Origin of the sequence: Pukyongiella litopenaei (assembly GCF_003008555.2) — a bacterium.
GTDB classification, from domain to species: Bacteria; Pseudomonadota; Alphaproteobacteria; order Rhodobacterales; family Rhodobacteraceae; genus Pukyongiella; species Pukyongiella litopenaei.
In genome coordinates this window covers 2,600,288-2,622,967 of record NZ_CP027665.1, presented here as the reverse complement: position 1 = coordinate 2,622,967, position 22,680 = coordinate 2,600,288, and the positions used below count along the sequence as shown (strand labels likewise).

The following is a 22,680-nucleotide window of genomic DNA, read 5'->3' as shown; positions in this document are numbered from 1 at the left end:
CTCCTTCTTGCTGCTCAGCGGTTCCGGTTGCCGCGCCCCAAAACGCGGCTCATCTGCGCCGCGATCTGCCCCTGGCTGCGCCGGAAACCCTCGGCGTCAGGGGTCGAGATGTTCATCACCACCTGCACCGGCCGCCCGCCGCCCTGGCTGCGCACACCGAGCCGGCCATCGGCGCCCCGCGCCAATGGCATGATCGCTTCCGGCCCGGCTTCCCCCATCAGGCCCATGCCGCCGCGCATCGGGAACGCCACCGGCCCGCTGACGACACCGCCATTGGCAAAGGGCATCACCCGGCCCTGCGAAAAGCTGCCACCATCGGCAAAGGGCAACAGGCCGGACACGATGCCATTCACGCCCAGCGCCAGCATCCCGCCGAGATGGTTCGCCACCGGCTTGACCGCGGCCGAATAGGTGGTCTGGATCATCGACCGCGCCACCGTTTCCAGCGCGTCCGACAGTTTCATGCCGTCGAATGCGACACCGTCGAACGCGCGCCGCAACCCTTTCGACAGACCGCGCTCGAGCGTGGCGGCATCGCGCCCGGTGCCGGCAAAGGCTTCGCGGATCCGCCGCAGTTCGGCGTCGAACCCCGCCGCCATGCCCGCCGCCGCACCCAGGCTGTCGCCCAGCGCATCGGCACGGTCCTCCAGTTCGGACATTCCCTCGCCATCATGCATCCTGCACTCCTTCCTTGAGATCGGGATAGGCGGCGATCAACGCCTCCAGCCCGTCACGGTTCAGCGGCGCCAGTCCCGATGCCTGCCCCAGCATCAGCCGCAACTCGGCGGGCGTGAGCGACCAGAACGCGTCGGGCGTCAGCCGCAGCCCCTGCATCCCGGCCCGCATCAGCGCGGGCCAGTCGAACCGGTTCATGTCTCGCCGGGCAGCATGAAGGCTCGCGCCAGCAACTCCGCCGCTGCCCGTGCCGCCGCCATCGGGCCACCCTCGATCTCCGCGCTCAGCAGATCGCCGCGTGCGATGTCATGCCCGCCGCCACGCAACCCCGCGACCACCAGCGCCAGCACATCACCGCTCGAAAACCGCCCGCTCTCGAAACGTTGCACCAGGTCGACCAGCGTGCCGGTCGCCAGGTCCTGTTCGAGCTCGGCCAGCGCGCCCAATGTCAGCTTCAGCACCCGCCGGTTGCCATCGACTACCAGCGCAACCTCGCCCCGCCACGGATTGATCATGGCTCAAAGCGCCGTGAAGCTCAGCGCGCCCGCGCTCGCCAGCGACATCTCATAGGTCGCTTCGCCATTGTGGCTGCCGGCATATTCGATCGACGTGACCTGGAACGGCCCCTCGACGATCCCGAAATCGGGGATGATCACCTGGAAATCCGGCGTTTCCCCGTCAAAGAACAACTGCCGCGCGCGTTCATCCGTATCCGCATCGCGGAACACGCCCGACCCCGAGATCGAGGCCGACCGCACGCCCGCCCCTCCCAGCAGCTCGCGCCAGCCGCCCTGGCTGTCCAGCGTCGTCACGTCCACGCTTTCAGCGTTGAAACTCACTCGCGTGGCGCGCAGCCCCGCGATCGTCTGGAACTGGCCATCGCTGGTCATGTCCACCTTCACCAACAGATCCTTGCCGTTCTGGGCACCCATAGCGTTTCTCCTGGATATCGTTGTCAGTCGTCTTCCACATGCGCGCGGAACCGCAGATCGATCCGCCGCACCTGCCCCGCCCGGCCGCTGCGCCGGGCGCTGGCCCGCTCGAACCAGAGCCCCGCGAGCCGTCCCCGGCCCAGTTCCAGATCACCGGCCGCAAGCGTATCGGTGATCGCCGCCGCGATGCCCTTGGCGCTGCAAAATCCCGCCTCGGTCGACACGACCGACACCGTGAAGCGATGCGTGGCCGCCGGCCCGCTCGCGTCCGATGCATCGCGCACCTCCTCGGGGCCGAGGCTCACATAAGTCCGGGGCAGATCCCCCGACGGCAACGCGTCGAACACCGCCGTTCCGACCAGCGCCTGCAACGCGGCATTCCCCAGCAACCGCTGGTAGACGGCCCTCTGCAGGGATGCGGACATGCCATAGCTCATGCCGCCACCTCCTCATCCGCGAAACAGGTCAGGTAACGGCCGGCCGCGCCCGCGTCGGCCACCGCCCGGATCGTGAACAGGCGCGCCCCGAGGCGGAACCGCTGATCGGGCAGCGGCCGGGCCAGCGAGCCCACCGGGGCCGCCCGCACCGTGATCCGATACCCGACCTCGGATACGGTCCCTCCCCCCGCCGACCGCTCGCGCCCGGTGCGCGCCGTGAGCTCTGCCCACAACGTGCCCAGCGCCACCCAGTCGCGGGAAAACCCACCCGCCCCGTCGGGCTGGCTCATCGGTGCCTCGAGCACCAGCTGCCGGTTCAGCCTGGGCGCCTTCATTGCAGCACCCCGACGCTGACCCGCAGCGGACGATACCGTTGCAGCAGGCTGGTCACGCCGAACGGCATGCAGCCATAGCCCAACGCGGTCTCGTCCCGGTATTCATAGTAATGCGCCGCCAGCAGCAGCACCGCCTGGCCGAGATCGGCCGGCAGCCCGCCCCAATCCGCCGCCATGCCCGCCAGCAGGCCGACGCGCACCGATCCCCCCGGCGGGATCGACGGCAGGTGACCCGACACCGGCCGCAGCACCGGGCGTTCCGCATCCCGTTCCAGCCGGAAGGTCGCCGGGACGACCGGCGTTTCGGCGCCCCCTCCATCCACGACCGTCACCGCCGTCACGGCCTGAACCGGCGTGACCGGCAATCGCTGGCCCGCCGCGTCGCGCCAATGGTTCAGGGTCCAGCCAAAGGCGCGCTCGATCAGCACCTTGCCGGTGCGGGCCTCGACAGCGGCGATGGCCGCCCGCAGAAACCCCTTCAGCACATCGTCCTGCAGCCCGTCCTCGCCGAACCCGGTGCCCAACCGCAAATGCGCCTTGAACCGGGCCACCGGCAGGGCTGCGTCCGGTATGGCGGTCTCCTCGATCAACATCATCCTGTCACTCCGCAATCTGCGCCCCCTCCGGGCCGTGGTCGTTCCTGGGTGTCGGCGGGCGCGCGCCGCTCCACGTCGCTCGGACGGAGGGGAGCAGCTAGACAACATGGAGTCCCATCTCGGAGACGCACGCCCGCCACGGGACCGTTTACCGGCCCCGCATCCGGCGCCCTCAGGCGGCGCCGAATTTCAGCAGCTTGATCGCGGCAAAATCGCTCACGTCACCGCCCACGCGCTTGGTCGCGTAGAACAGCACATGCGGCTTGGCGCTGAACGGATCGCGCAGCACCCGCAGGTCCGGACGCTCGGCCACGGTGTAACCGGAGGCGAAGTCACCAAACGCGACCGAAAAGCTGTCGGCGGCAGGGTCCGGCATGTCCTCGGCGATCACCACCGGATAGCCCAGCAGGCGCGCCGGTTCACCGGCAGCGAGACCGTCCGACCACAGGAACCGGCCGTCATTGTCCTTCAGCTTGCGCAGCGCGCCCGCGGTCTTGGAATTCATGACAAAGCAGCCATTGGCGCGGTATTGCGCGTCCAGCGCATATACCAGATCGATCACCGCATCGCCGGTCACCACCCCATCGATACCGGTGGGCACATAGCCGATATTGCCCCAGGTCCAGACATCGTTGTCCACCTTGGCATGGCTCAGGAACCCGCGCGGCTTGTCCACGCCATCGCCAGTGACAAAGGCCTCGGCCTCGGCACGGGCAAACCGGTCGGCGATCCGTCCGGCCAGCCAGCCCTCGATATCGAACGCACTGTCATCCAGCAGGCGCTGCGATGCCTTGGGCAGCGCGCTCAGCTCATGCAGCGGGATCGAAATCCGGTCGATCTGAGGGGTGCCGGTTTCGGTCCGGGCATCGGTCTCGGTGGCCCAGCCGGCACCGGCGTCGGAATGGTCCACCAGCACGTCATAGGACGTCGCCTCCACATGCACCACCGATGCGATCGCACGGATCGACACCGCCGATTTCAGCACCGACTGGACGGTTTCCGAGGTCTGCGGATCGACCAGGAACCCGCCATCGCCATTGACGGCGGTGGACATCGACTTGGCATCGACCTCCAGCCCGCGCAGCGCATCGTCATCGCCATTGCGCAGATAGGCGTCGAACGCCTTCTGATGCGGCGCGCCGGTATCCGCCTCGGCGGCCAGATGCGGACGCGCCGCGATTTGAGATTTGCGATCCAGCATGGTCAGCCTCTCTTCCGTTTGCTGAAGTTTCGATTTCATGTCGTCCTGAAAGCCCTTGAACTCGCTCACAAAGCCGGCAATCGCCTGTTTGACTTCCTGAACCGCGGGCACAGCCCTCCCGCCCAAGGCCGAAATTTCGGTCCTGCTCATCGGCACATCCCTCTGGGGTTGATGTTGAGGTTTGGTATTCGGCGCCTAACCGCGCGCCAGCTCCAGCCGCGCGCCCGAAAGCGCCGCCGCCAATTCACGCAGGGCATCGTCGGCGCCGGGCGTTTCGCCCTTTGCCGCCACCCGCGCACTGGGCAGCATCGGAAAGGTCACCAGAGACACTTCCCAAAGCTCCAGTTCCTGCAAGAGCCGCCGGCCCTTGTCGTCTTTCGCAGCCCGCTTGGTGCGATAGCCGATCGACAGCCCGTCGATCGCACCCGCCGCAACCAGCGCCGCCGCCTCGCGGCCCAGACGCGTGCTCTCCAGAAGGCGTCCCTTGACCCACAGGCCGCGATCGTCCTCGCGGACCTCGTCCCAGACCCCGATCGGCTGCGCCGGGTCGTGCTGCCACAGCATCTTCACCTTGCGCCCCGCCGCGCCCAGCGCCGTCAGCGATGCGGCATAGGCGCCCTTCTGCACGAGGTCGCCCCCCTGGTCGGCCACACCGAACAGGCTCGCATAGCCCTCGATCGCGGCATCCGCGCCCAGGGTCAGCCCCTCGCCGGCACGGGCGAATTTCGTTTCCAACCCGGTTTCGTAGCTCATTGTCATCTCTCCCGTCTTGCTTGCCGTTCCGGGCTCATCCCGCCGCCGGGCCGGCCATCAACACCATCCGCACCGCCTGCGTCAGGATCGCCGCCGCCACGCCGTAAACCGCCAGCCACAGCCGTCTTTCCAGCCGCTCCATCAACTCTTCCAGCCGGTCGAGCCGGCGGTTGAGGTTCTCGTGATGGATTGCGCTGACCCGTTCATGGGCGGCAAGCCTCAGTCCCGGCGCGCATTCGAACGTTTCGAACCGCCCCCGCAGGTCATCCATCGGCCCCGCCTTCCGGCAATGCCGGCAGGCCCAGGATCGCCCGTTTCTCGGCGTCGGTCAGGAATTCCGCCGCCGCAACCCGCGCCCATTGCGCGTCACGCTCGGCCGCGAGTGCGGGCACCTGATCCAGATCCGGCTTCAGTTCCAGCGCCTCGCCGGCATAGCCCGACAGCCAGTCCGACAGCGCCGCCGCCACCCGCGTCGCCAGCGGCAGCACCGTGAGGCGATAAAAAGCCCGGTTGGCCTCCTGATAATTGGCATAGGTCGCGTCCCCCTGGATGCCCAGCAGCATCGGCGGCACGCCGAATGCCAACGCGATTTCCCGCGCCGCGGCATCCTTGGTCTTCTGGAACTCCATGTCGCTGGGCGAGAACCCCATCGGCTTCCAGTCCAGACCGCCTTCCAGCACCATCGGCCGCCCCGCATTGCGGGCGCCCTGGTAATTGGCGGCAATCTCGTCGGACAGGCGGTCGAACTGTTCCTGCGCCATCACGCCCTGCCCGTCCGCGCCTTTCCAGACCAGCGCGCCCGACGGCCGCGCCGCGTTGTCCAGCAACGATTTCGACCAGCGCGACGCCGCGTTGTGGACATCCACCGCCGTCGCCGCCGCCTGCATCGGCGCAAAGCCGTAGTGATCGTCCTGTGGATGGAAACTGCGGATATGGCAGATCGGAGACAGCGCCCCGGAGGCATCGAACCGATGCTTGCGCGCGCCGACGCTGTATTCATAGGCCACCGGCCAGCCGTCACGCCCGGGCACCACCTTCATCCGGTCCGACCGCAGCACATGCAGCTCGACCGGAACGCCACCCTCGCCGCCCACCGCCTCGACATAGGCATCGCCCGACAGCAACAGCTGTCCGAACAGCGCCTCCAGCAACTCGGCGCGCCCCTGGGCCGGGTTCGGCCGGGTCACCAGCGACAGCAGCGGATGCGTCTCATAGCGGCGCTCGCGGTCCTGCAACACCAGCGGCAGGGCCGAGGCCGCCTCGGCGATCAGCTTGACCGACCGGAACCCCACCGGGTTGCCCGCGAACCCGGTGCGGGTCAGCGACGCGGTGTCGCGCGCGCTCCACGCAACCCGGCCCGCGCCATGCCAGGCAACCACCGGCCCGGTGGCGCTCGCCTTGGCTTCCGGCGCGCCCTGCCCGGCTCCGCGACGCAAGAAATCAAATACCATTCCCGATGCTCCTGTGTGATCCCCACGGCCCGCCAAAGCCGCCTTCCGGCCCTTCGCGAACCCTTTTGCCTGCAATTCCGGAAGATTTCCGAAAGCCACCGCGCGGCGCTTTCGCAACACCCCGACCGGGTGTGTTCAGAGGGCGCGCACCCGCGGCCTCTTCCACGCCGCCGCCGGCGCGATCATCAGGTCGTGCAGCGCCCAGACCAGCGCGTCCACGCGGTCGGGCGATCCGGCACCTTCGAACCCGCGCAGCGTCATCAGGCACATCTGGTCCTCCAGATCGCCCAGGCCCGCCGCGTGCCGCACCCGGCCCTGTTCATAGAGCGCCGCGACCGGCTCGGCCCGCGCCACCTTTCCGCGACTGGCGTGAACCGCGCGATAGGGCACCAGCGGGTCCACCTGCCGCAGCACCTCCTCGACCAGCCGCCCGCCCTGGTTGACCTCGGCCACCAGCCGGTCCGCGCCGTGACGCTGCATCGCCGCCACCGCCGCGCGGGCCCAGCCCAGCGGGCCCTTGCCCTGCACCGTGCAATCCTCCAGCACCCAGGCGCGCCAGTTCTGCGGCGGCCCCTGCATCTGCACCCCGGCCACCACGATGCCACAGGCATCCGCGCCCGCGCCGCTGCTCACCGCGGGGTCCAGCGCAACCACGACCCGGTCCAGCGCCGGGACCCGTTGTCCCTTTGCGGCTTCCAGCATCGCCCCGGTCCACAGCGCCCCTTCGGCCTCGGCCACCAGCACCCCATCCAGCTCCTGCCGCCCCAGCCGCGTTCCGGCATAGCGCGCGCGCACTTCCCTGAGGAACCCCGCCGCCAAGTTCGCGCGGTTCGCCTCGGTGGGCGCATGGGTGGTCACCGTCGATGCGGCGGCCAGCAGATCCTTGAGCAGCGCCACGTTGCGCGGCGTCGTGGTCACGCAGACCTGCGGGTGCTCGCCCAGCCGCAACGCGAATTGCAACATGTCCCAGGTCTCCCCGGCCTTCTTCCACTTGGCCAGCTCATCGACCCAGGCGGCATCGAATTGCGGCCCTCGCAGCCCCTCGGGATCCTGCGCCGAAAACACCTGCGCCTCGGCACCGTTGTCCCAGATCAGCTTGCGCTCCGACGCCTTCCAGACCGGCCGCCGGTCAGGCGGCGAACAGGCCAGGATACCGCTGTCGCCCTTGATCATCACCTCGCGCACCTGGTCATAGGTCTCGCCCACCAGCGCGACCCGCCGCGCATGGCCCCGGTCCAGCGGCCTAGCGCCCTCGACCTGCGCGCGCACCCATTCCGCCCCGGCGCGCGTCTTGCCCGCGCCGCGCCCGCCGAGAATGACCCAGGACCGCCAGTCTCCCGCCGGCGGCAGCTGGTGCGGCAATGCCCAGAACTCGAACAGGAAAGGGAGAGCGCATAGCTCTCCCTCGCTGAGTTCATTCAGGAACGCGTCCTCCGCCGTGGCACCTGCGGAGGCGACCAAGGCGGCACCCGATCTCAAATCGAGCCTGCACAAGGTCGAGCGCGTATCCGCCGCGCGCAATTCCGGCCTGTCGGTGTTGCTGTTCGACAAAACACTCCTCCACCTTCTGGCAGGATCGGATCAGACCAACGGTCTGCGCCACCTGCCGGCTGCTGCCTGTGATATCCGCTTCCTCCCCGTTCTCGAGCTGCCGTTTCAGGTCTTGCGCCATCTGCCGCAACTCGCGAATCGAATTCTGCAGCGACTGAAGCAACTCGGCCGTCTGCGAAACCCGCTCCTCCGGGGTAATCAAAGTCATGTCTGCTCTTTGACCTCATGCGAGAGTGATCTCCGCACGAGAGAAATGAAAAACGGCCGACGGGAGGTCATCCCGCGGCCGTTCACCCACTTCTTCTAGCTTGACACAACCTATACGCGAAACCGCGCGACGAGTCAAGCGGAAACGCAACAGGCGCAACGGTTAACCGTCCGCCATGGTTGAGAAAATCTTAATCGCTTGCCCGCTGTGCCTCGATCTCGCGCCATTTGGCGACATTGCGATTATGCTCTTCCAGCGTTTCGGCAAAGGCATGGCCCCCGCTGCCATCGGCCACGAAAAAGACATAGGACGTGCTGTCCGGATCGGCCGCCGCCTCCAGGCTGGCCTGTCCGGGGTTGGCGATCGGTGTCGGCGGAAGGGCCGGAATGACATAGGTGTTCCAGGGCGTTCTGGTGCGCAGCTCGCTCTGCCGCAGCCCACGGCCCAGCACCGCCTTGCCCTTGGTGATACCATAGATCACCGTCGGGTCGGTCTGCAGCCTCATGCCCTGCTCCAGCCGGTTGACGAACACGCTGGCCACCGCTCCGCGTTCCTCCGGCACCCCGGTTTCCTTTTCGATGATCGAGGCGAGGATCAGCAACTCCTCCGGCGTGCGCAGCGGCAGCCCCTCGGCGCGGCTCTCCCAGGCCGAGTTCAGACGCAGCTGCTGCGCCTCCTGCATCTGGCCCAGCAGCGCCGCGCGATCGGCACCGGCCGTCACCTCGTAGCTGTCCGGCGCCAGCATCCCCTCGGGCGGCACCTCGTCCACATCGCCGGCCAGGAATTTCGCCGCCTTGAGCCCCTCGGCCACCTGCCAGCTCGTCACGCCTTCGGCCATCGCGATCCGGTACCGGGTATCGGGCTCCGCGCGTTTCTCGGCAAAGACACCCGGCTCGTCCTCGGCCAGGGGATCAAAGGCGGCAACCTCGGCGAACTGCCCCGTTTCCGGATCGAGATCCCGCAGCTGGGCGGTCACGCGCGTCACCCCGATCCGATAGACGATCTCGGTGCCACATGTGCTGGCGCCACCACGGGTCACGGCATCGACGATCTCCTCCATCGACGCCCCGGCCGGCACCAGGAAACTGCCCGCCTTCAGCCTGCCGGCCTTGTCGTCATAGTCGGCGCCAAGCCGAAAGATCATGCCGTTCGTGATCGCGCCCTGCGCTTCCAGATCACGGCTGACTGCCTTCATGTTGCTGCCGCGTTCGACACGCAGGCAGATCGCCGCATCGAGCGGGCCGGTCGTTTCGTATTGGCGCTGCCCCCAGAGGATCAGCCCGCCCAACAGGAACAGCCCGACGATCAGCAGCGTCAGCGTGTTCGACGCAATGCTGCGCCACATCAGCTGGCCTTTCCAAACAGGACGCTCGCATTGGTGCCGCCAAAGCCGAACGAGTTTGACAACGCGACATTGATTTCGCGTTCCCTTTTCGCGTTCGGCGCCAGGTCCACCGGCGTTTCAACCGCCGGGTTGTCCAGGTTGATCGTCGGCGGCGCGACCTGATCGCGAATCGCGAGGATCGAAAAGATCGCCTCGATCGCGCCCGCCGCGCCCAGCAGGTGGCCGGTGGCGGATTTGGTCGAGGACATGGTGACCTTGCCCGCGGACTGGCCCAGCAGCCGTTCGACCGCCGACAGTTCGATCACGTCGGCCATGGTCGATGTCCCATGCGCGTTGATATAGTCGATATCCGCCGGTTCCAGCCCCGCATCGGACAGCGCCGCGCGCATCGACCGTTCGCCGCCGTCGCCGTCTTCGCTCGGCGCGGTGATGTGATAGGCGTCCCCCGAAAGCCCGTAGCCCAGCACCTCGGCATAGATTTTCGCACCGCGCGCCTTGGCGTGTTCGTATTCCTCCAGCACCACGACACCCGCGCCCTCGCCCATCACGAACCCGTCGCGATCGGCGTCATAGGGACGGCTGGCAGCCTGCGGATCGTCAGCCCGCTTGGTGCTCAGCGCCTTGCAGGCATTGAACCCGGCAATGCCGATTTCGCAGATCGCGGCTTCGGCGCCGCCGGCCACCATCACGTCGGCATCGCCATACTTGATCAGGCGCGCGGCATCGCCGATCGCATGTGCCCCGGTCGAACAGGCGGTGACCACGGCGTGGTTCGGGCCCTTGAAGCCGAACCGGATGCTCACCTGGCCCGAAATCAGGTTGATCAGCGCGCCGGGAATAAAGAACGGCGACACGCGCCGCGGTCCCTTGTCGCGCAGCAGCAGCGTGGTTTCGGCAATCGAATCCAGCCCGCCGATCCCCGACCCGATCATCACGCCGGTGCGCAGCCGGTCTTCTTCGGCCTCGGGCGTCCAGCCGGCATCGTCCACCGCCATCTGTGCCGCGGCGACACCGAACAGGATGAACTTGCCCACCTTGCGGCGCTCCTTGGCTTCCATCCAGTCGTCGGGGTTGAAAGATCCGTCGCCACCATCGCCCGTCGGCACTTCGCACGCATAGGTGGTGGCCAGCCCGGACGCATCGAACGAGGTGATCGGCCCGGCGCCGGATTGTCCGTCCAGGATGCGAGCCCAGCTTTCCTCGACACCGCTGGCCAGAGGTGTCACCAGCCCCAGCCCCGTAACAACCACTCTGCGCATCAACTGCCCCTTCAGCGTTTTCCTTGAACACTGCTCATATCAAGCTGTAACCCGCCGGGGCAAGTGCACAAAGCCTTGACGGTCAGCCGTTTTCGGCCATCTTTTGCCCGCCCCGTCCCACGGCTCGCCATTCGACCGCTACCGGAACCCGGCGACCGGTTCGGGTTCAGGCCGCGCGACGGCCAGCGCCTCACCCAGCGTGAAATCCCTGCGGAACAGCGCCCGCCCGATCAGCACGCCCGAGATGTTGTGCACATATTTGAGCCTGGCAATGTCATCGACGCTGCGCACCACGCCGGATGCGATCACCGGCGTGCGCGCCCGCGCGGCCAGCCCCGAGATCAACCCCAGAGGCGCTTCGATTTCCTCGACATCCGCGTCGATGTCGGTGACGATGATCCCGGCCAGGGGGGCCTCGTCAAAGGCGGCGATGAAGGTATCCGGTGCAAATGCGCTCGCCCTGCGCCAGCCCTCGGTCATCACCTGCCCCTTCCAGACATCGACCGCCAGCACGATCTGGTCCGGGTGGCGCCTGGCCAGGTCGCTGACAAGGTCGGGCTCGATCGCCGCCAGCGTGCCGATCACGATCCGCCCGGCGCCCCGGTCGATCCAGTGCTCGACATGCTCGCGGCTGCGGAACCCGCCGCCCAGCTGCACGGGAATGCCGGCGGCGCGGATGATCCCGTCGACCAGCGCGGCGTTGTCATCCCGGCCATCGACCGCGTCGAGGTCGGTCAGGTGCATCCATTCGGCCCCGGCGGCGGCAAAACCATGCGCGGTTTCGACCGGGTCCACATGCCAGATCGTCGCCGCATCCAGCCGTCCCCGGTCCAGCGTCACGCAACGCCCGCGCTGCAATTGCATTGTCGGATAGATCAACATGACCTTGCCCCCTCGCTGATGGTCACATGGGTCGATCATAGCACAGATACGCGGGCGCGGGCGGCGATCCACGCGAATTTGACACCGCCTGTCCCGATTGCCGGGTGACGCCCCGCCGCGTCGCTCAGATCCAGCCGGGCGGCCCGTCGCGGCGCAGCAACAGCACCGAATCGCCGTTATGGTCCGTCTCGCGCATACCGCGATACCCCAGCCGCGCGGCGACATGCCGGGACGCGACATTGTCGGTGTTGACCATCGCGCAGAGCGGCCCCGGCATCACCCGGTCGAACCAGTCATGCGCGGCCCGCACCGCTTCCAGCCCCAGCCCCTGGCCCTGGGCCTCCGGTGCGAGCACCCAGCCCGCTTCGGGGCAGGCGTCGAAATCCTCGCCCAGATCGCGGCCGCCGTGGAAAAACCCGGTTTGCCCGATCATGCGGCGGCTTTGCCGGTCGACCACGGCCCATTGGCCGAACCCGGCCATCGCCCAGTGACCCGCGTTTTTCGTGAAGGCATCCCACGACCGGGCGCGGCTGCGCGGCCCGCCGGTGAACCGGGTCGTTTCCGGCAGGGTCCAGATCTCGGCAAACCGGTCGAAATCCTCGGGCCGCATCCCGCGCAGGGTCAGCCGGGCCGTGTTGATGCCGGGGATGCTGCGCATCATGATCGCGAACGCTCCTGTCCCGGTGGGGTCTATACCTGATTCCGCAACGAAAGGTTAGCGCGGCCCGGGCGAAAACGAAAAACGGCGCCCACCGGGGCGCCGCTCTGAATCCGGTCCTGTCCGGGAAGGATCAGGAGGCTTCGGTGATGAACTTGACCGCATCGCCAAAGGTCTGGATGGTCTCGGCGGCGTCGTCGGGAATCTCGATGCCGAACTCTTCTTCGAAGGCCATCACCAGTTCCACGGTATCAAGGCTGTCGGCGCCCAGATCGTCGATGAACGAGGCGGCTTCGGTCACTTTGCCTTCTTCAACACCCAGGTGCTCAACAACGATTTTCTTCACGCGGTCTGCGACGTCGCTCATGTCGGTTCCTCATTCCATTGCGGGCATTCCGCCCATTGCTGCCCGGACCCGCCTGGGCCGGACGTATTCGCCCGCAGCGGGCAGTTGATCCCGGGATCGCCGGGGAAGGTGCACCGGAGCACACGGCCCGGCCACCCAAACATGCGCCGCCTATAGCACACAAGCCCCCTTTGGCAAACGCTTTCGCATCGGCACGGCCCGCGCGATCATGCGACACCATTTCGCTACCGCTGACAGATAGGAAGCCCGCGGTCGCCCGACAATGGCGAGGCGCGAAAACGGCACGGGTGACGCGGCGCGACCGGGGCGAAACAACCAGCCTTGCCAGGCGGTTACATCATCGCCATGCCGCCATTCACATGCAGCGTGCTGCCGGTGACATAGCCCGCCTCGGGACTGGCCAGATAGAGCACCGCGGCGGCGATCTCGTCGGGTTCGCCCATCCGGCCGGCCGGCACCTGGCCCAGGATGCCCGATTTCTGGTCGTCGGTCAGCTTGTCGGTCATCGCGGTGGTGATGAAACCCGGCGCCACCGCGTTCACGGTGATGCCCCGGCTCGCCACTTCGTAGGCCAGCGATTTCGACATGCCGATCATGCCCGCCTTCGAGGCCGCGTAATTGCCCTGCCCCGGATTGCCGGTCGCCCCGACGACGGACGAGATGTTCACGATCCGGCCCCAGCGCGCCTTCATCATGCCGCGCAGCACCCCGCGGCACAGTTTCATCGTCGCGGTCAGGTTCACGTCGATCACGCTCTGCCATTCCTCGTCGGACATGCGCATGAACAGGTTGTCGCGGGTGATCCCGGCATTGTTGACCAGAATGTCGACCGACCCCAGCGCCTCGGCCGCCTGTTTCGGCAACGCCGCCACGGCGTCGGCGTCGCTCAGGTTGCAGGGCAGCACATGGGCGCGGTCGCCCAGTTCGTCGGCCAGCGCCTGCAGCGGCTCGACCCGCGTGCCGGACAGGCCCACCGTCGCGCCCGCATCATGAAGGGTCCGCGCAATCGCGCCACCGATACCACCCGACGCCCCGGTGACCAGCGCCGTCTTTCCGTTCAGATCGAACATGTCCCGTCTCCCTGCCACGCTCCGGCGGCATAGCTAGTGTTTGACACCCCTGCGGGATCTACCCCGCAGAAAATCCGTCCCGCCTCAGCCCAGGTCCGCCGCCGCGGCCTGCGCCTCGTCAGGCGTGCCCACCGCGCGGCTGGCGATTGCCCGGTCGATCTTGCGGATCATGCCCGACAGCGCCTTGCCGGCGCCGATTTCCCAGGCTTCGGTCACACCCTGCGCGGCCATGAACATCACGCTTTCGCGCCAGCGGACCGACCCGGTGACCTGCTCGACCAGCAGCGCCCTGATCTCGTCGGGGTCGCTGACCGGCGCCGCCCGCACATTCGCCACCAGCGGCACCGCCGGCGCACTGATTTCCACCTCGGCCAGCGCCCCGGCCATCACATCGGCGGCAGGCTGCATCAGCGCACAATGAAACGGCGCGCTGACCGGCAACATCACCGCCCGTTTCGCGCCCTTTTCCTTGGCGATCCCGGCGGCGCGCTCGACCGCGGCCCGGGTGCCCGACACCACGACCTGCATCGGGTCGTTGTCATTGGCGGCCTGGCAGACCTCGCCCTGCGCCGCCGCGTCCGCCACCGCGCGCACATCCTCCAGCCCGAGGCCGAGAATGGCCGCCATCGCGCCCTCGCCCACCGGCACGGCCTCTTGCATGGCCCGCCCGCGCGTGCGCAGCAGCCGCGCCGTATCGGCGATCGACATCGCGCCCGCCGCGGCCAGCGCCGAATATTCGCCCAGCGAATGCCCCGCCACGAAATCCGCCGCGTCGATCCCGACCCCTTCGGCCTCGAGCGCCCGCATCGCGGCAAGCGATGTCGCCATCAGGGCCGGCTGTGCATTCTGCGTCAGCGTCAGATCGGCGATGTCGCCATCCCAGATCAATGCGCTCAGTTTTTCGCCCAGCGCGTCGTCAACCTCGTCGAAAACAGCCCTTGCCGCGGGATAGGCGTCGGCCAGCGCCCGGCCCATGCCGATGGTCTGCGCGCCCTGACCGGGAAAAACGAATGCCCTGCTCATCTGCCCTCTCTTGATCCCAGAGTTTCTGACCCGGCATAGCCCGCAGGACACCAAAGGGCAACGCCCGGCTCCACCGTTCCAGGCCCCGGCGGGGCAGCCGGTTCCCGCAATTGCCGCTTGCCGTGCTTCCCGCGACACCTTGCCGAACACGAATTGTGCGCCTGCACGCAACGCCGCCGCTTGAGCCTGACGCCATCGTCCATATCCTGACAGGCAACGGACAGGAGCGACGCGTTCATGGGTTTGCACAACACCGCCGCGCAATACGGGAGCCTCGCGAGGGCGCTGCACTGGCTGACCGTCCTGATGATCCTGGCGATCATCCCGCTGGGCATCGTCGCCAATGACGCGGCTCACGCGGTGCGCGCGCCCGGCGCCACGCCCGGCGCGCAGGACCTGGCGCGGGCAGCGATGCTGTTTTCCCTGCACAAGACGCTGGGCGTGGCGATTTTCCTGACCGCCCTGCTGCGCGTCGCCTGGGCTGTGGCCCAGCCAAAACCGCGGCCGCTGCACCCGGACCGGCGGGTCGAGACCTGGCTGGCCGAGACCGTGCACTGGCTGCTCTATGGCTCGATCCTGCTGGTGCCGCTGGCGGGCTGGGTCCACCACGCCGCCACGACCGGTTTCGCGCCGATTCTCTGGCCGCTGGGGCAGTCGCTGCCCTTCGTCCCACGGAACGATGCTCTGGCGGCGCTCACCGCCGGGCTGCATGTGGTGCTCGAGCGGGTTCTGGTCGTCGCCATCCTGCTGCATGTGGCCGGCGCCCTGAAACATCACCTCATCGACCGCGACGACACTTTGCGACGGATGCTTGCAGACCGGGGCGATCTACCGGTGCCACCGAACGGGCAGCGGAACCGGCTCGTCGCTCCGCTTTCGGCACTGGCGGTCTGGGCGGTCGCGGTCAGCATCGGGGGCGGGCTGGGGCTCTATTCCCCTGCCGGGCGGTCGGCAGCGTCAGGCGCGCCCGCCCCGGCCCTCGCGCCCTTGCGTTCGGACTGGCAGGTCGAGGAGGGGCTGCTGTCCATCACCGTGACCCAGCTTGGCTCGGCGGTCGAGGGAAGGTTCGCGGACTGGACCGCGGCGATCCGCTTTGACGACCCGGCCGCGCCCGGCCCCGCGGGGCAGGTCACGGTGCAGGTATCGATCCCGTCGCTGGCGCTGGGGTCGGTCAGCGCCCAGGCGCTCGGCCCCGATTTCCTGGATGCCGAACGCCACGCCACCGCCACCTACGAGGCCGCGCTGTTCCGGCGCGAGGCCGGCTATGTGGCCGAGGGGACATTGGAGCTGAACGGCAACCAGATGCCGCTGACGCTTCCGTTCGCGCTGACCATCGACGGGGACAGGGCCGTGATGACCGGCCAGGCCACGCTGGACCGGCGCGATTACGGCATCGGCGACGGCATCCAGGACGAAAACACGCTGGCCTTCGCCGTGCAGGTTTCGGTGGCGCTCACGGCCCGGCGCGGGGGCTGAGCCGTCCCGCGCCGCGACCGGACGTCACTCCTGCGCCTTCAGCTCGGCGTTGATGACGATACGCACCCGGTCCGAACCGATCGGGACGAACGTGCCCATGTTCCACTCCGACCGGTTGATCTCGGACACGGCGGTTATCCCCAGCCATGTGCCCTTGTAGAAATCGAACACCTGACCGACGGGATGCGGCCCGATATTGTGCAGCGTCACGTCGAAGGTCGCCGGTTTGGTCACGTCCTTTATGGTGAGATCCCCGGTCACCCTGGCATTGCGTTCGCCGGTCTGCTCGACGGCGGTCGAGACAAAGCGGATCTCGGGATAGTTCTCGACATCGAAGAACGTGCCGCCGCGCAGGTCGTTGTCGAACATCTCGACCCCGGTGACGACGCTGGCCACGGGGATCACGAAATCGGCGCTGGCACCGGCGACATCGCCTTCGGAATAATGCAGCGTGCCGGTAAACTCGCCGAACTCGATCGATTGCTCCGAGAACCCGGCGTGGTTGTAATAGACCCGCACCTCGGTATGGCCGGGGTCTGCCTGCCAGCTGGCCGCATGGGCCGCCGGGATACCGGCCAGAGGCAGAACCGCCAGGGCTGCGGCTGTCAGTGTGGTTTTCATGGTCGCGGTCGTCATGGTCGCGTCTCCTGTCTTCGCGCTCGGCTGTGGTGCCAGATTTCACCACCGGCAGGCTGCCATGCAACTCCGTGTCTGCCCACAGCGCCTGTGACGGCACGAACAGCACCGGCGCCCGCCGCCCGTCTGCCCCTTATCCCTTGCCCCTTGCCCTGCGCGGCCAAGCGTGTATATGGGGCCATCCTTTCGCATCCATGTGAACCGCGCAGTCTCTCGTGGCGGGGCCGCGAAAGGGATCTGGCCCCACCTTTGAAATGCGCCTTGATAGAAACAGGAGTAAACATGCCGCTTTACGAGCATGTCATGATTGCCCGCCAGGACCTGTCCAACACGCAGGCCGAGGGTCTCATCGAACATTTCGGCGCCGTCCTGACCGACAATGGCGGAAAGCTGGTCGACCAGGAATACTGGGGCGTCAAGACGATGGCCTACAAGATCAACAAGAACCGCAAGGGGCATTATGCCTATCTGCGCACCGACGCACCGGCGCCGGCCGTGCAGGAAATGGAACGCCTGATGCGGCTGCATGACGACGTGATGCGCGTGCTGACCATCAAGGTCGACGCCCACGAGGAAGGCCCGTCGGTCCAGATGCAGAAGCGCGACGAGCGCGACGGCCGCCGCGAGCGCCGCTGAGAACCCGAGGAAAGGACACCAAACCATGGCTGCAAAACCGTTTTTCCGCCGCCGCAAGGTCTGCCCCTTCTCGGGAGACAACGCGCCCAAGATCGACTACAAGGACACCAAGCTGCTGCAGCGGTATATCTCCGAGCGCGGCAAGATCGTGCCCTCGCGTATCACCGCCGTATCGGCCAAGAAGCAGCGTGAACTGGCTCGCGCCATCAAGCGCGCCCGCTTTCTCGCCCTGCTGCCCTACGCCGTGAAATAAGGAGCAGGACCGATGCAAGTCATTCTTCTGGAACGTGTCGCCAAGCTGGGACAGATGGGCGATGTCGTCGACGTCAAGCCCGGCTACGCCCGCAACTTCCTGCTGCCGCAGGGCAAGGCGCTGACCGCCTCCGACAACAACGTGGCGCAGTTCGAGGCGCAGAAGGCGCAGCTCGAAGCGCGCAACCTGGAATCCAGGAAAGAAGCCGAAGCGCTGGCCGAGAAGCTCGACGGCCAGCAGTTCGTGGTGATTCGCTCCGCCTCGGACGCGGGTGCGCTCTATGGCTCGGTCACGCCACGTGACGCCGCCGATGCCGCCACCGAAGCAGGCTTCTCGCTCGACCGCAAACAGGTCGCGCTGGCCCGCCCGATCAAGGATCTGGGCCTGCACGACGTGCATGTGAACCTGCACCCCGAGGTCGACGTGGTGATCAAGCTGAACGTCGCCCGCTCGGAAGAAGAGGCCGAGCTGCAGGCGTCGGGCAAGTCGATCCAGGAACTGGCCGCCGAGGAAGAGGCCGCCGCGGAATTCGAGATCGCCGAACTGTTCGACGATATCGGGAGCGCCGCCACGGACGACGAGAACCTTGCCCCCGCCGCCGAAGCGGTGGCCGAGGACGAGGCCGGCGACAGCACCACCAACGCCTGATCGGCGCTGCCTGTGCAACAGGGGGCCGCGCGGCACACCGCCGCGCGGCCCTTTTCCATTGGCGATCCTTTGCCGGTATCGGGGTCGCGGGCGGCGGGGTCTTGTGCCCGGCGGCGCGGTGGCTAGGCTGTCGGACGCCGCCGAAACCGAAACCGGATACCCCGATGACCCTTCTTTCGCGCCGCAGCCTTCTGGTCCTGCTCCCCCTCGCGCTCGCTGCCTGCGGCGATGCGGATGTCGCGTCCCGCAACAAGATGCCCGACCCGGTCGAGCCCGCGCTCTATCCGAACGAAACCCCGGAACTGCGCAAGAAGATCAACCGCTGGGCCGACCATTACGAGGTGCCGCGGCCGCTGGTGCACAAGGTGGTCATTCGCGAAAGCACGCACCGGCCCAGGGCGGTGAACCGGCCCTATTACGGGCTGATGCAGATCCTGCCGGCGACCGCCCGGTCGATGGGGTTCAGGGGCAGCCCCGGGGACTTGCTGGACGCCGATACCAACCTGCAATTCGCGGTGAAATACCTGCGCGGGGCGTGGCTGCTGTCGGATGGCAGCTACGATACCGCCGTCAAGCACTATTCCCGCGGCTATTACTATGAAGCCAAGCGGCGCGGGATGCTGAAGGAAACCGGCCTGCGGCCCTGAGCCGGGGTTCGGGAGGTTCGGGGGGGGGGAGTCCGGGGGCGCTGCCCCCGTCGCGGCAGGCCGCGACTCCCCCGGGATATTTCCGGCAAGAGGAATACGGGGCCGCGCGATACGGCCCCGCCGCGGTTTCAGTCGTCGCTGCCGATCAGTTTCCAGATCACGGCGCCGACGGCACCGCCGATCAGCGGCGCCACCCAGAACAGCCAGAGCTGCGCGAGCGCGGGCCCCTCGGCGAAGAGCGCCACCCCGGTGGAGCGCGCCGGGTTCACCGACGTATTGGTCACCGGGATCGAGATCAGGTGGATCAGGGTCAGCCCGAGCCCGATGGCGATCGGGGCGAAGCCCGCCGGCGCCCCGGCCGAGGTCGCGCCCAGAATGATCACCAGGAACATGGCGGTCAGCACGATCTCGATCACCAGCGCCGACATCATCGAATAGCCCTGCGGCGAGGCCTCGCCATAGCCGTTGGTGGCGAAGCCGCCGACACCGGCAAAGCCGGGCGCGCCCGAGACGATCACATAGAGGACCGCCGCCGCCGCGATGGCGCCGATCACCTGCGCGATCCAGTAGGGGATCAGTTCCCTGCCCTCGTGCCGGCCGGCAATGACCAGCCCCAGCGTAACCGCCGGGTTGAAATGCCCGCCCGAGATGTGGCCGACGGCGAAGGCCATGGTCATCACCGTGAGACCGAAGGCCAGCGCCACGCCGAGCCAGCCGATGCCGACATCGGCGACACCGGCGGCCAGCACGGCGCTGCCGCACCCGCCCAGCACCAGCCAGAATGTGCCGAAGAATTCGGCCAAGAGTTTGTTGGTCATCGTCTGTCTCCCGCAATGATACGCGAGGAAGTTACCACAACATCCTGCGTTGCCCTAGAATATTTGGTATGTGGCCGGTTCCCGGCACCCAGCCATGGCGTCCGCGCCGGGGCGCGGGGCCGGCAATCTGCTATTCCGCTGTCATCTGGCGATGCTATGGTTGAGGCATCCAACCGACTGATGACGGGAGACCTGCCGTGCCACATCATCTCAATCGCCGGTCCTTCCTGGCCGGAAGCGCGGGGCTGATTGCGCTGCATCCGTTCTCGGCCAATGCCGCCGCCAACCAGGCGCATCTGCGGCTGATGGAAACCACCGACCTGCATGTGCATGTCTTTCCCTATGACTATTACGCGGACAAGCCGCGCGACACGGTGGGGCTGTCGCGCACCGCCTCGATCATCCGCGACATCCGCGCCGAGGCGACCAATTCGCTGCTGCTGGACAATGGCGATTTCCTGCAGGGAAACCCGATGGGGGATTACATCGCCTATGAGCGCGGGATGAAGGACGGCGACATGCACCCGGTGATCGCCGCGATGAACGCGGTCGGTTTCGATGCCTCGACGCTGGGCAATCACGAATTCAACTACGGGCTCGATTTTCTGATGAAATCGCTCGCCGGGGCCGGGTTCCCGGTGGTCTGCGCCAACATCGCCAGAGCACAGGGCGCCGATCCGCGCGGCGACGACACCCTGCTGCCGCCCTATGTCCTGCTCGACCGCGACCTGACCGACGGGGCCGGGGAAACCCACCCGATCCGCATCGGGCTGATCGGGTTCGTGCCGCCGCAGGTGATGAACTGGGACCGCCGGCACCTCGACGGCAACGTGCAGGCCCGCGACATCCTGCAGGCCGCCCGCGCCTTTGTGCCCGAGATGAAGGAACGCGGCGCCGATATCGTCATCGCGCTGTCCCATTCCGGCATCGGCGACGCGCAGGAAACCGAGGGCATGGAAAACGCCTCGACCCCGCTGGCGGCGGTCGACGGCATCGACGCGGTGATGACCGGGCACAGCCACCTTGTGTTCCCCTCGTCGACCTATGACGGCTTTGACGCGGTGGACGTGGCCGCGGGCACCATCCATGGCAAACCCGCCACGATGGGCGGGTTCTGGGGCAGCCACCTGGGCCTGATCGACCTGGTGCTGGAACGCGACGGCACCGGCTGGCGGATCGTCGGCCATGAATCGGCCGCGCGCCCGATCGCCCGGCGCAACGAGGACCGGTCCTGGACCGCGCTCGTGGAGGACGATGCCGAGGTGCTGGCCGCGGTGCAGGCTGACCATGACGCGACGCTGGCCTATGTGCGCCGCGCGGTCGGCAAGACCGACGCGCCGCTGCACAGCTATTTCGCGCTGGTGGCGGACGACCCCTCGGTCCAGATCGTGTCGATCGCCCAGAGCTGGTATATCGGCGAGATGCTCAAGGGCACCGAACACGAGGGCCTGCCGATCCTGTCGGCCGCCGCCCCGTTCAAGGCCGGGGGCCGGGGCGGTCCGGACTATTACACCGACGTGCCCGTGGGCGACGTGGCGATCAAGAACGTGGCCGACCTGTATCTCTATCCCAATACGGCGCGGGCGGTGCGGGTGACCGGCGCGCAGGTCAAGGACTGGCTGGAACGCTCGGCGGGTATCTTCAACCAGGTTAATCCCGGCGCGGCGGACCAGGCGCTGCTGAACCCGGCCTTTCCGTCCTACAATTTCGACGTGATCGACGGGGTGAGCTATGAGATCGACCTGAGCCAGCCATCCAGGTTCGATGTCGATGGCGCGGTCGTCAACCCGGACGCGAATCGCATCGCCAACCTGACATTCGAGGGCGCGCCGATCGACCCGGAGGCCGAGTTCATCATCGCCACCAACAATTACCGCGCCAGCGGCGGCGGCAAATTTCCCGGCACCGACGGCACCACCGTCTTTGAGGGTCCCGACACCAACCGCGACGTGATCGTCCGCTATATCGTCGAAAAGGGCACGATCAGCCCGCGTGCCGACGGCAACTGGCGGTTCGCGCCGCTGGACGGCGCCACCGTGCTGTTCGACACCGGACCGAAAGCGGCCGATTATGCCGAGGACGTGCCGGGCGTTTCGCTCGAGGCGGCGGGGGACGGGCCGGACGGATTTGCGCGCTATCGCATCCGGCTGTGAATGCGCAGACGCCGCACGAGCGCCGGATTTCCCGCATAGGGGGAAAATTTGAGAGATTCTCTCGTTGTGCGACAGAAGATTCGCCTTATGTGAATTCCGTTGCCAGCTTTCGCTGGGTTATGCAATATGACCTCGTCACCGGTGGTGTTACTTCGCGTAAACAAGGCGCGAGTGGACCGGATACTGCGGAGCCACTGAGAAAGACGCTACGCGGATGGAGGGGTACGGAACAGAGGTAAGACATGAACACTATTGATTCTGTCGTGGGCAAACGTATTCGGGCATCGCGCAGGGCGCTGGGAATGAGCCAGGCCGATCTCGGCCGGGCAATCGGCGTTCGTTTCCAGCAGGTCCAGAAATACGAAACCGGCGCCAACCGGGTCAGCGCATCCCGCCTCTGGGCGATTGCCGATGTTCTCGGCGTGGACGTGACCCAGTTTTTCGACGGAATCGAACCGGTCGTCGCCAGCGGTGTCGGCAAGGACGCCCGGACACGGGACACGATGAGCTATCTGTCCGATTCCGAGAAACTCGAACTTGTCGAACTGTTTAGCGCATTGCCGTCATCGCAACGACAGGCCGTTCTGGCCATTATCCGGTCCATGGCCGATTCAGAAGCGCACGCGGCGCTGGCCGCTGTCACCTGACAGGCCACGCCGGCCCGGGAGGA

29 protein-coding genes are annotated in these 22,680 nt (G+C 67.2%); 8 read left to right on the top strand and 21 right to left on the bottom strand.

Translation table 11 applies throughout. The features are described from left to right. Window positions 1-14: 14 nt before the first annotated feature. The 12 genes from C6Y53_RS13090 to C6Y53_RS13035 all read right to left on the bottom strand — a co-directional run bounded on the left by C6Y53_RS13090 (window position 15) and on the right by C6Y53_RS13035 (window position 7,841). Window positions 15-677, bottom strand: coding sequence for a phage tail tape measure protein (locus C6Y53_RS13090; protein WP_106472825.1), 663 nt, complete (start codon window positions 675-677; stop codon window positions 15-17). Further along, window positions 670-873, bottom strand: a complete 204-nt coding sequence (locus C6Y53_RS13085) for a rcc01693 family protein (RefSeq protein WP_106472824.1) — start codon at window positions 871-873, stop codon at window positions 670-672. The genes C6Y53_RS13090 and C6Y53_RS13085 overlap by 8 nt, the downstream gene beginning before the upstream one ends. Continuing rightward, window positions 870-1,190, bottom strand: a complete 321-nt coding sequence (locus C6Y53_RS13080) for a gene transfer agent family protein (protein WP_106472823.1) — start codon at window positions 1,188-1,190, stop codon at window positions 870-872. The genes C6Y53_RS13085 and C6Y53_RS13080 overlap by 4 nt, the downstream gene beginning before the upstream one ends. Window positions 1,191-1,193: 3 nt before the next feature. Continuing rightward, complete coding sequence (locus C6Y53_RS13075) at window positions 1,194-1,607, bottom strand: phage major tail protein, TP901-1 family (protein ID WP_106472822.1); 414 nt, start codon at window positions 1,605-1,607, stop codon at window positions 1,194-1,196. Between the two features lie 23 nt (window positions 1,608-1,630). Next, the gene (locus C6Y53_RS13070; protein WP_106472821.1) at window positions 1,631-2,044 is read right to left on the bottom strand and encodes a DUF3168 domain-containing protein; all 414 of its coding nucleotides are present in this window, start codon (window positions 2,042-2,044) and stop codon (window positions 1,631-1,633) included. Continuing rightward, window positions 2,041-2,379: a phage head closure protein gene (locus C6Y53_RS13065; protein WP_106472820.1), complete on the bottom strand. Its 339-nt coding sequence runs from the start codon at window positions 2,377-2,379 to the stop codon at window positions 2,041-2,043. The genes C6Y53_RS13070 and C6Y53_RS13065 overlap by 4 nt, the downstream gene beginning before the upstream one ends. Further along, window positions 2,376-2,975: a head-tail connector protein gene (locus C6Y53_RS13060; protein ID WP_106472819.1), complete on the bottom strand. Its 600-nt coding sequence runs from the start codon at window positions 2,973-2,975 to the stop codon at window positions 2,376-2,378. Before C6Y53_RS13060 ends, C6Y53_RS13065 begins: the two co-directional genes overlap by 4 nt. A gap of 172 nt (window positions 2,976-3,147) precedes the next feature. Further along, on the bottom strand, window positions 3,148-4,326 hold the full coding sequence (locus C6Y53_RS13055) for a phage major capsid protein (protein ID WP_106472818.1): 1,179 nt from the start codon (window positions 4,324-4,326) through the stop codon (window positions 3,148-3,150). Between the two features lie 45 nt (window positions 4,327-4,371). Further along, a complete protein-coding gene (locus tag C6Y53_RS13050) occupies window positions 4,372-4,929 on the bottom strand; it encodes an HK97 family phage prohead protease (protein WP_106472817.1) in 558 nt (185 codons plus the stop codon). Window positions 4,930-4,963: 34 nt separating this feature from the next. Further along, entirely contained in the window at window positions 4,964-5,200 is a 237-nt protein-coding gene (locus tag C6Y53_RS13045; RefSeq protein ID WP_106472816.1) for a GTA head formation protein, RCAP_rcc01685 family, read from the bottom strand. Next, window positions 5,193-6,380 (bottom strand): phage portal protein, encoded by a 1,188-nt coding sequence (locus C6Y53_RS13040; protein ID WP_106472815.1) that lies wholly within the window; start codon window positions 6,378-6,380, stop codon window positions 5,193-5,195. Before C6Y53_RS13040 ends, C6Y53_RS13045 begins: the two co-directional genes overlap by 8 nt. 135 nt (window positions 6,381-6,515) lie before the next feature. Further along, the gene (locus tag C6Y53_RS13035) at window positions 6,516-7,841 is read right to left on the bottom strand and encodes a DNA-packaging protein (protein WP_483251942.1); all 1,326 of its coding nucleotides are present in this window, start codon (window positions 7,839-7,841) and stop codon (window positions 6,516-6,518) included. Between C6Y53_RS13035 and C6Y53_RS21040 the strand changes: the two genes are divergently transcribed. Next, complete coding sequence (locus tag C6Y53_RS21040) at window positions 7,819-8,238, top strand: hypothetical protein (RefSeq protein WP_211299543.1); 420 nt, start codon at window positions 7,819-7,821, stop codon at window positions 8,236-8,238. The genes C6Y53_RS13035 and C6Y53_RS21040 overlap by 23 nt on opposite strands. Before the next feature lie 91 nt (window positions 8,239-8,329). On the opposite strand, the gene mltG is transcribed toward C6Y53_RS21040, so the two are convergent. From mltG to fabD, 7 genes are all read right to left on the bottom strand, one after another. After that, window positions 8,330-9,484, bottom strand: coding sequence for an endolytic transglycosylase MltG (gene mltG, locus C6Y53_RS13025; protein ID WP_106472812.1), 1,155 nt, complete (start codon window positions 9,482-9,484; stop codon window positions 8,330-8,332). Continuing rightward, window positions 9,484-10,743 carry a beta-ketoacyl-ACP synthase II gene (fabF, locus tag C6Y53_RS13020; protein WP_106472811.1) on the bottom strand — a complete coding sequence of 420 codons (1,260 nt, stop codon included), beginning with the start codon at window positions 10,741-10,743 and terminating at the stop codon, window positions 9,484-9,486. The genes mltG and fabF overlap by 1 nt, the downstream gene beginning before the upstream one ends. 138 nt (window positions 10,744-10,881) lie before the next feature. Beyond that, the gene (locus C6Y53_RS13015; protein ID WP_106472810.1) at window positions 10,882-11,625 is read right to left on the bottom strand and encodes a 1-(5-phosphoribosyl)-5-[(5-phosphoribosylamino)methylideneamino]imidazole-4-carboxamide isomerase; all 744 of its coding nucleotides are present in this window, start codon (window positions 11,623-11,625) and stop codon (window positions 10,882-10,884) included. 124 nt (window positions 11,626-11,749) lie between these two features. Then, window positions 11,750-12,286 (bottom strand): GNAT family N-acetyltransferase, encoded by a 537-nt coding sequence (locus tag C6Y53_RS13010; protein WP_106472809.1) that lies wholly within the window; start codon window positions 12,284-12,286, stop codon window positions 11,750-11,752. Window positions 12,287-12,416: 130 nt separating this feature from the next. After that, window positions 12,417-12,650, bottom strand: coding sequence for an acyl carrier protein (locus C6Y53_RS13005; RefSeq protein ID WP_106472808.1), 234 nt, complete (start codon window positions 12,648-12,650; stop codon window positions 12,417-12,419). Between the two features lie 332 nt (window positions 12,651-12,982). After that, window positions 12,983-13,720: a 3-oxoacyl-ACP reductase FabG gene (gene fabG, locus C6Y53_RS13000; protein WP_106472807.1), complete on the bottom strand. Its 738-nt coding sequence runs from the start codon at window positions 13,718-13,720 to the stop codon at window positions 12,983-12,985. A gap of 84 nt (window positions 13,721-13,804) precedes the next feature. Continuing rightward, entirely contained in the window at window positions 13,805-14,743 is a 939-nt protein-coding gene (gene fabD, locus C6Y53_RS12995; RefSeq protein WP_106472806.1) for an ACP S-malonyltransferase, read from the bottom strand. A gap of 237 nt (window positions 14,744-14,980) precedes the next feature. Between fabD and C6Y53_RS12990 the strand changes: the two genes are divergently transcribed. Further along, window positions 14,981-16,219 (top strand): cytochrome b/b6 domain-containing protein, encoded by a 1,239-nt coding sequence (locus C6Y53_RS12990; protein WP_106472805.1) that lies wholly within the window; start codon window positions 14,981-14,983, stop codon window positions 16,217-16,219. Window positions 16,220-16,243: 24 nt separating this feature from the next. Here C6Y53_RS12990 and C6Y53_RS12985 read toward each other — a convergent pair whose 3' ends face one another. Further along, the gene (locus tag C6Y53_RS12985) at window positions 16,244-16,855 is read right to left on the bottom strand and encodes a YceI family protein (protein WP_106472804.1); all 612 of its coding nucleotides are present in this window, start codon (window positions 16,853-16,855) and stop codon (window positions 16,244-16,246) included. A gap of 282 nt (window positions 16,856-17,137) precedes the next feature. On the opposite strand from C6Y53_RS12985, the gene rpsF reads away from it, so the two are divergent. From rpsF to C6Y53_RS12965, 4 genes are all read left to right on the top strand, one after another. Further along, window positions 17,138-17,491 carry a 30S ribosomal protein S6 gene (rpsF, locus tag C6Y53_RS12980; RefSeq protein WP_106472803.1) on the top strand — a complete coding sequence of 118 codons (354 nt, stop codon included), beginning with the start codon at window positions 17,138-17,140 and terminating at the stop codon, window positions 17,489-17,491. A 25-nt stretch (window positions 17,492-17,516) separates the two neighbouring features. Beyond that, on the top strand, window positions 17,517-17,744 hold the full coding sequence (gene rpsR, locus C6Y53_RS12975; RefSeq protein ID WP_008328567.1) for a 30S ribosomal protein S18: 228 nt from the start codon (window positions 17,517-17,519) through the stop codon (window positions 17,742-17,744). A 12-nt stretch (window positions 17,745-17,756) separates the two neighbouring features. Then, window positions 17,757-18,392 carry a 50S ribosomal protein L9 gene (gene rplI / locus C6Y53_RS12970; protein WP_106472802.1) on the top strand — a complete coding sequence of 212 codons (636 nt, stop codon included), beginning with the start codon at window positions 17,757-17,759 and terminating at the stop codon, window positions 18,390-18,392. 164 nt (window positions 18,393-18,556) lie between these two features. Beyond that, window positions 18,557-19,039 carry a lytic transglycosylase domain-containing protein gene (locus tag C6Y53_RS12965; RefSeq protein ID WP_106472801.1) on the top strand — a complete coding sequence of 161 codons (483 nt, stop codon included), beginning with the start codon at window positions 18,557-18,559 and terminating at the stop codon, window positions 19,037-19,039. Window positions 19,040-19,167: 128 nt separating this feature from the next. Here C6Y53_RS12965 and aqpZ read toward each other — a convergent pair whose 3' ends face one another. Further along, entirely contained in the window at window positions 19,168-19,857 is a 690-nt protein-coding gene (gene aqpZ, locus C6Y53_RS12960; RefSeq protein ID WP_106472800.1) for an aquaporin Z, read from the bottom strand. Window positions 19,858-20,054: 197 nt separating this feature from the next. Here aqpZ and C6Y53_RS12955 point away from each other — a divergent pair, with 197 nt between their 5' ends. Beyond that, window positions 20,055-22,010, top strand: a complete 1,956-nt coding sequence (locus tag C6Y53_RS12955) for a bifunctional 2',3'-cyclic-nucleotide 2'-phosphodiesterase/3'-nucleotidase (protein WP_106472799.1) — start codon at window positions 20,055-20,057, stop codon at window positions 22,008-22,010. Between the two features lie 242 nt (window positions 22,011-22,252). After that, the gene (locus C6Y53_RS12950; RefSeq protein WP_106472798.1) at window positions 22,253-22,657 is read left to right on the top strand and encodes a helix-turn-helix domain-containing protein; all 405 of its coding nucleotides are present in this window, start codon (window positions 22,253-22,255) and stop codon (window positions 22,655-22,657) included. Window positions 22,658-22,680 lie beyond the last annotated feature (23 nt).

Excerpts from the sequence above, each read along its gene's own strand:
- C6Y53_RS13090 (WP_106472825.1), bottom strand. The coding sequence starts at position 677 with ATGCATGATGGCGAGGGAATGTCCGAACTGGAGGACCGTGCCGATGCG.
- C6Y53_RS13085 (WP_106472824.1), bottom strand. The coding sequence starts at position 873 with ATGAACCGGTTCGACTGGCCCGCGCTGATGCGGGCCGGGATGCAGGGG.
- C6Y53_RS13080 (WP_106472823.1), bottom strand. The coding sequence starts at position 1,190 with ATGATCAATCCGTGGCGGGGCGAGGTTGCGCTGGTAGTCGATGGCAAC.
- C6Y53_RS13075 (WP_106472822.1), bottom strand. The coding sequence starts at position 1,607 with ATGGGTGCCCAGAACGGCAAGGATCTGTTGGTGAAGGTGGACATGACC.
- C6Y53_RS13070 (WP_106472821.1), bottom strand. The coding sequence starts at position 2,044 with ATGAGCTATGGCATGTCCGCATCCCTGCAGAGGGCCGTCTACCAGCGG.
- C6Y53_RS13065 (WP_106472820.1), bottom strand. The coding sequence starts at position 2,379 with ATGAAGGCGCCCAGGCTGAACCGGCAGCTGGTGCTCGAGGCACCGATG.
- C6Y53_RS13060 (WP_106472819.1), bottom strand. The coding sequence starts at position 2,975 with ATGATGTTGATCGAGGAGACCGCCATACCGGACGCAGCCCTGCCGGTG.
- C6Y53_RS13055 (WP_106472818.1), bottom strand. The coding sequence starts at position 4,326 with ATGAGCAGGACCGAAATTTCGGCCTTGGGCGGGAGGGCTGTGCCCGCG.
- C6Y53_RS13050 (WP_106472817.1), bottom strand. The coding sequence starts at position 4,929 with ATGAGCTACGAAACCGGGTTGGAAACGAAATTCGCCCGTGCCGGCGAG.
- C6Y53_RS13045 (WP_106472816.1), bottom strand. The coding sequence starts at position 5,200 with ATGGATGACCTGCGGGGGCGGTTCGAAACGTTCGAATGCGCGCCGGGA.
- C6Y53_RS13040 (WP_106472815.1), bottom strand. The coding sequence starts at position 6,380 with ATGGTATTTGATTTCTTGCGTCGCGGAGCCGGGCAGGGCGCGCCGGAA.
- mltG (WP_106472812.1), bottom strand. The coding sequence starts at position 9,484 with ATGTGGCGCAGCATTGCGTCGAACACGCTGACGCTGCTGATCGTCGGG.
- fabF (WP_106472811.1), bottom strand. The coding sequence starts at position 10,743 with ATGCGCAGAGTGGTTGTTACGGGGCTGGGGCTGGTGACACCTCTGGCC.
- C6Y53_RS13015 (WP_106472810.1), bottom strand. The coding sequence starts at position 11,625 with ATGTTGATCTATCCGACAATGCAATTGCAGCGCGGGCGTTGCGTGACG.
- C6Y53_RS13010 (WP_106472809.1), bottom strand. The coding sequence starts at position 12,286 with ATGATGCGCAGCATCCCCGGCATCAACACGGCCCGGCTGACCCTGCGC.
- C6Y53_RS13005 (WP_106472808.1), bottom strand. The coding sequence starts at position 12,650 with ATGAGCGACGTCGCAGACCGCGTGAAGAAAATCGTTGTTGAGCACCTG.
- fabG (WP_106472807.1), bottom strand. The coding sequence starts at position 13,720 with ATGTTCGATCTGAACGGAAAGACGGCGCTGGTCACCGGGGCGTCGGGT.
- fabD (WP_106472806.1), bottom strand. The coding sequence starts at position 14,743 with ATGAGCAGGGCATTCGTTTTTCCCGGTCAGGGCGCGCAGACCATCGGC.
- C6Y53_RS12990 (WP_106472805.1), top strand. The coding sequence starts at position 14,981 with ATGGGTTTGCACAACACCGCCGCGCAATACGGGAGCCTCGCGAGGGCG.
- C6Y53_RS12985 (WP_106472804.1), bottom strand. The coding sequence starts at position 16,855 with ATGACGACCGCGACCATGAAAACCACACTGACAGCCGCAGCCCTGGCG.
- rpsF (WP_106472803.1), top strand. The coding sequence starts at position 17,138 with ATGCCGCTTTACGAGCATGTCATGATTGCCCGCCAGGACCTGTCCAAC.
- rpsR (WP_008328567.1), top strand. The coding sequence starts at position 17,517 with ATGGCTGCAAAACCGTTTTTCCGCCGCCGCAAGGTCTGCCCCTTCTCG.
- rplI (WP_106472802.1), top strand. The coding sequence starts at position 17,757 with ATGCAAGTCATTCTTCTGGAACGTGTCGCCAAGCTGGGACAGATGGGC.
- C6Y53_RS12965 (WP_106472801.1), top strand. The coding sequence starts at position 18,557 with ATGACCCTTCTTTCGCGCCGCAGCCTTCTGGTCCTGCTCCCCCTCGCG.
- aqpZ (WP_106472800.1), bottom strand. The coding sequence starts at position 19,857 with ATGACCAACAAACTCTTGGCCGAATTCTTCGGCACATTCTGGCTGGTG.
- C6Y53_RS12950 (WP_106472798.1), top strand. The coding sequence starts at position 22,253 with ATGAACACTATTGATTCTGTCGTGGGCAAACGTATTCGGGCATCGCGC.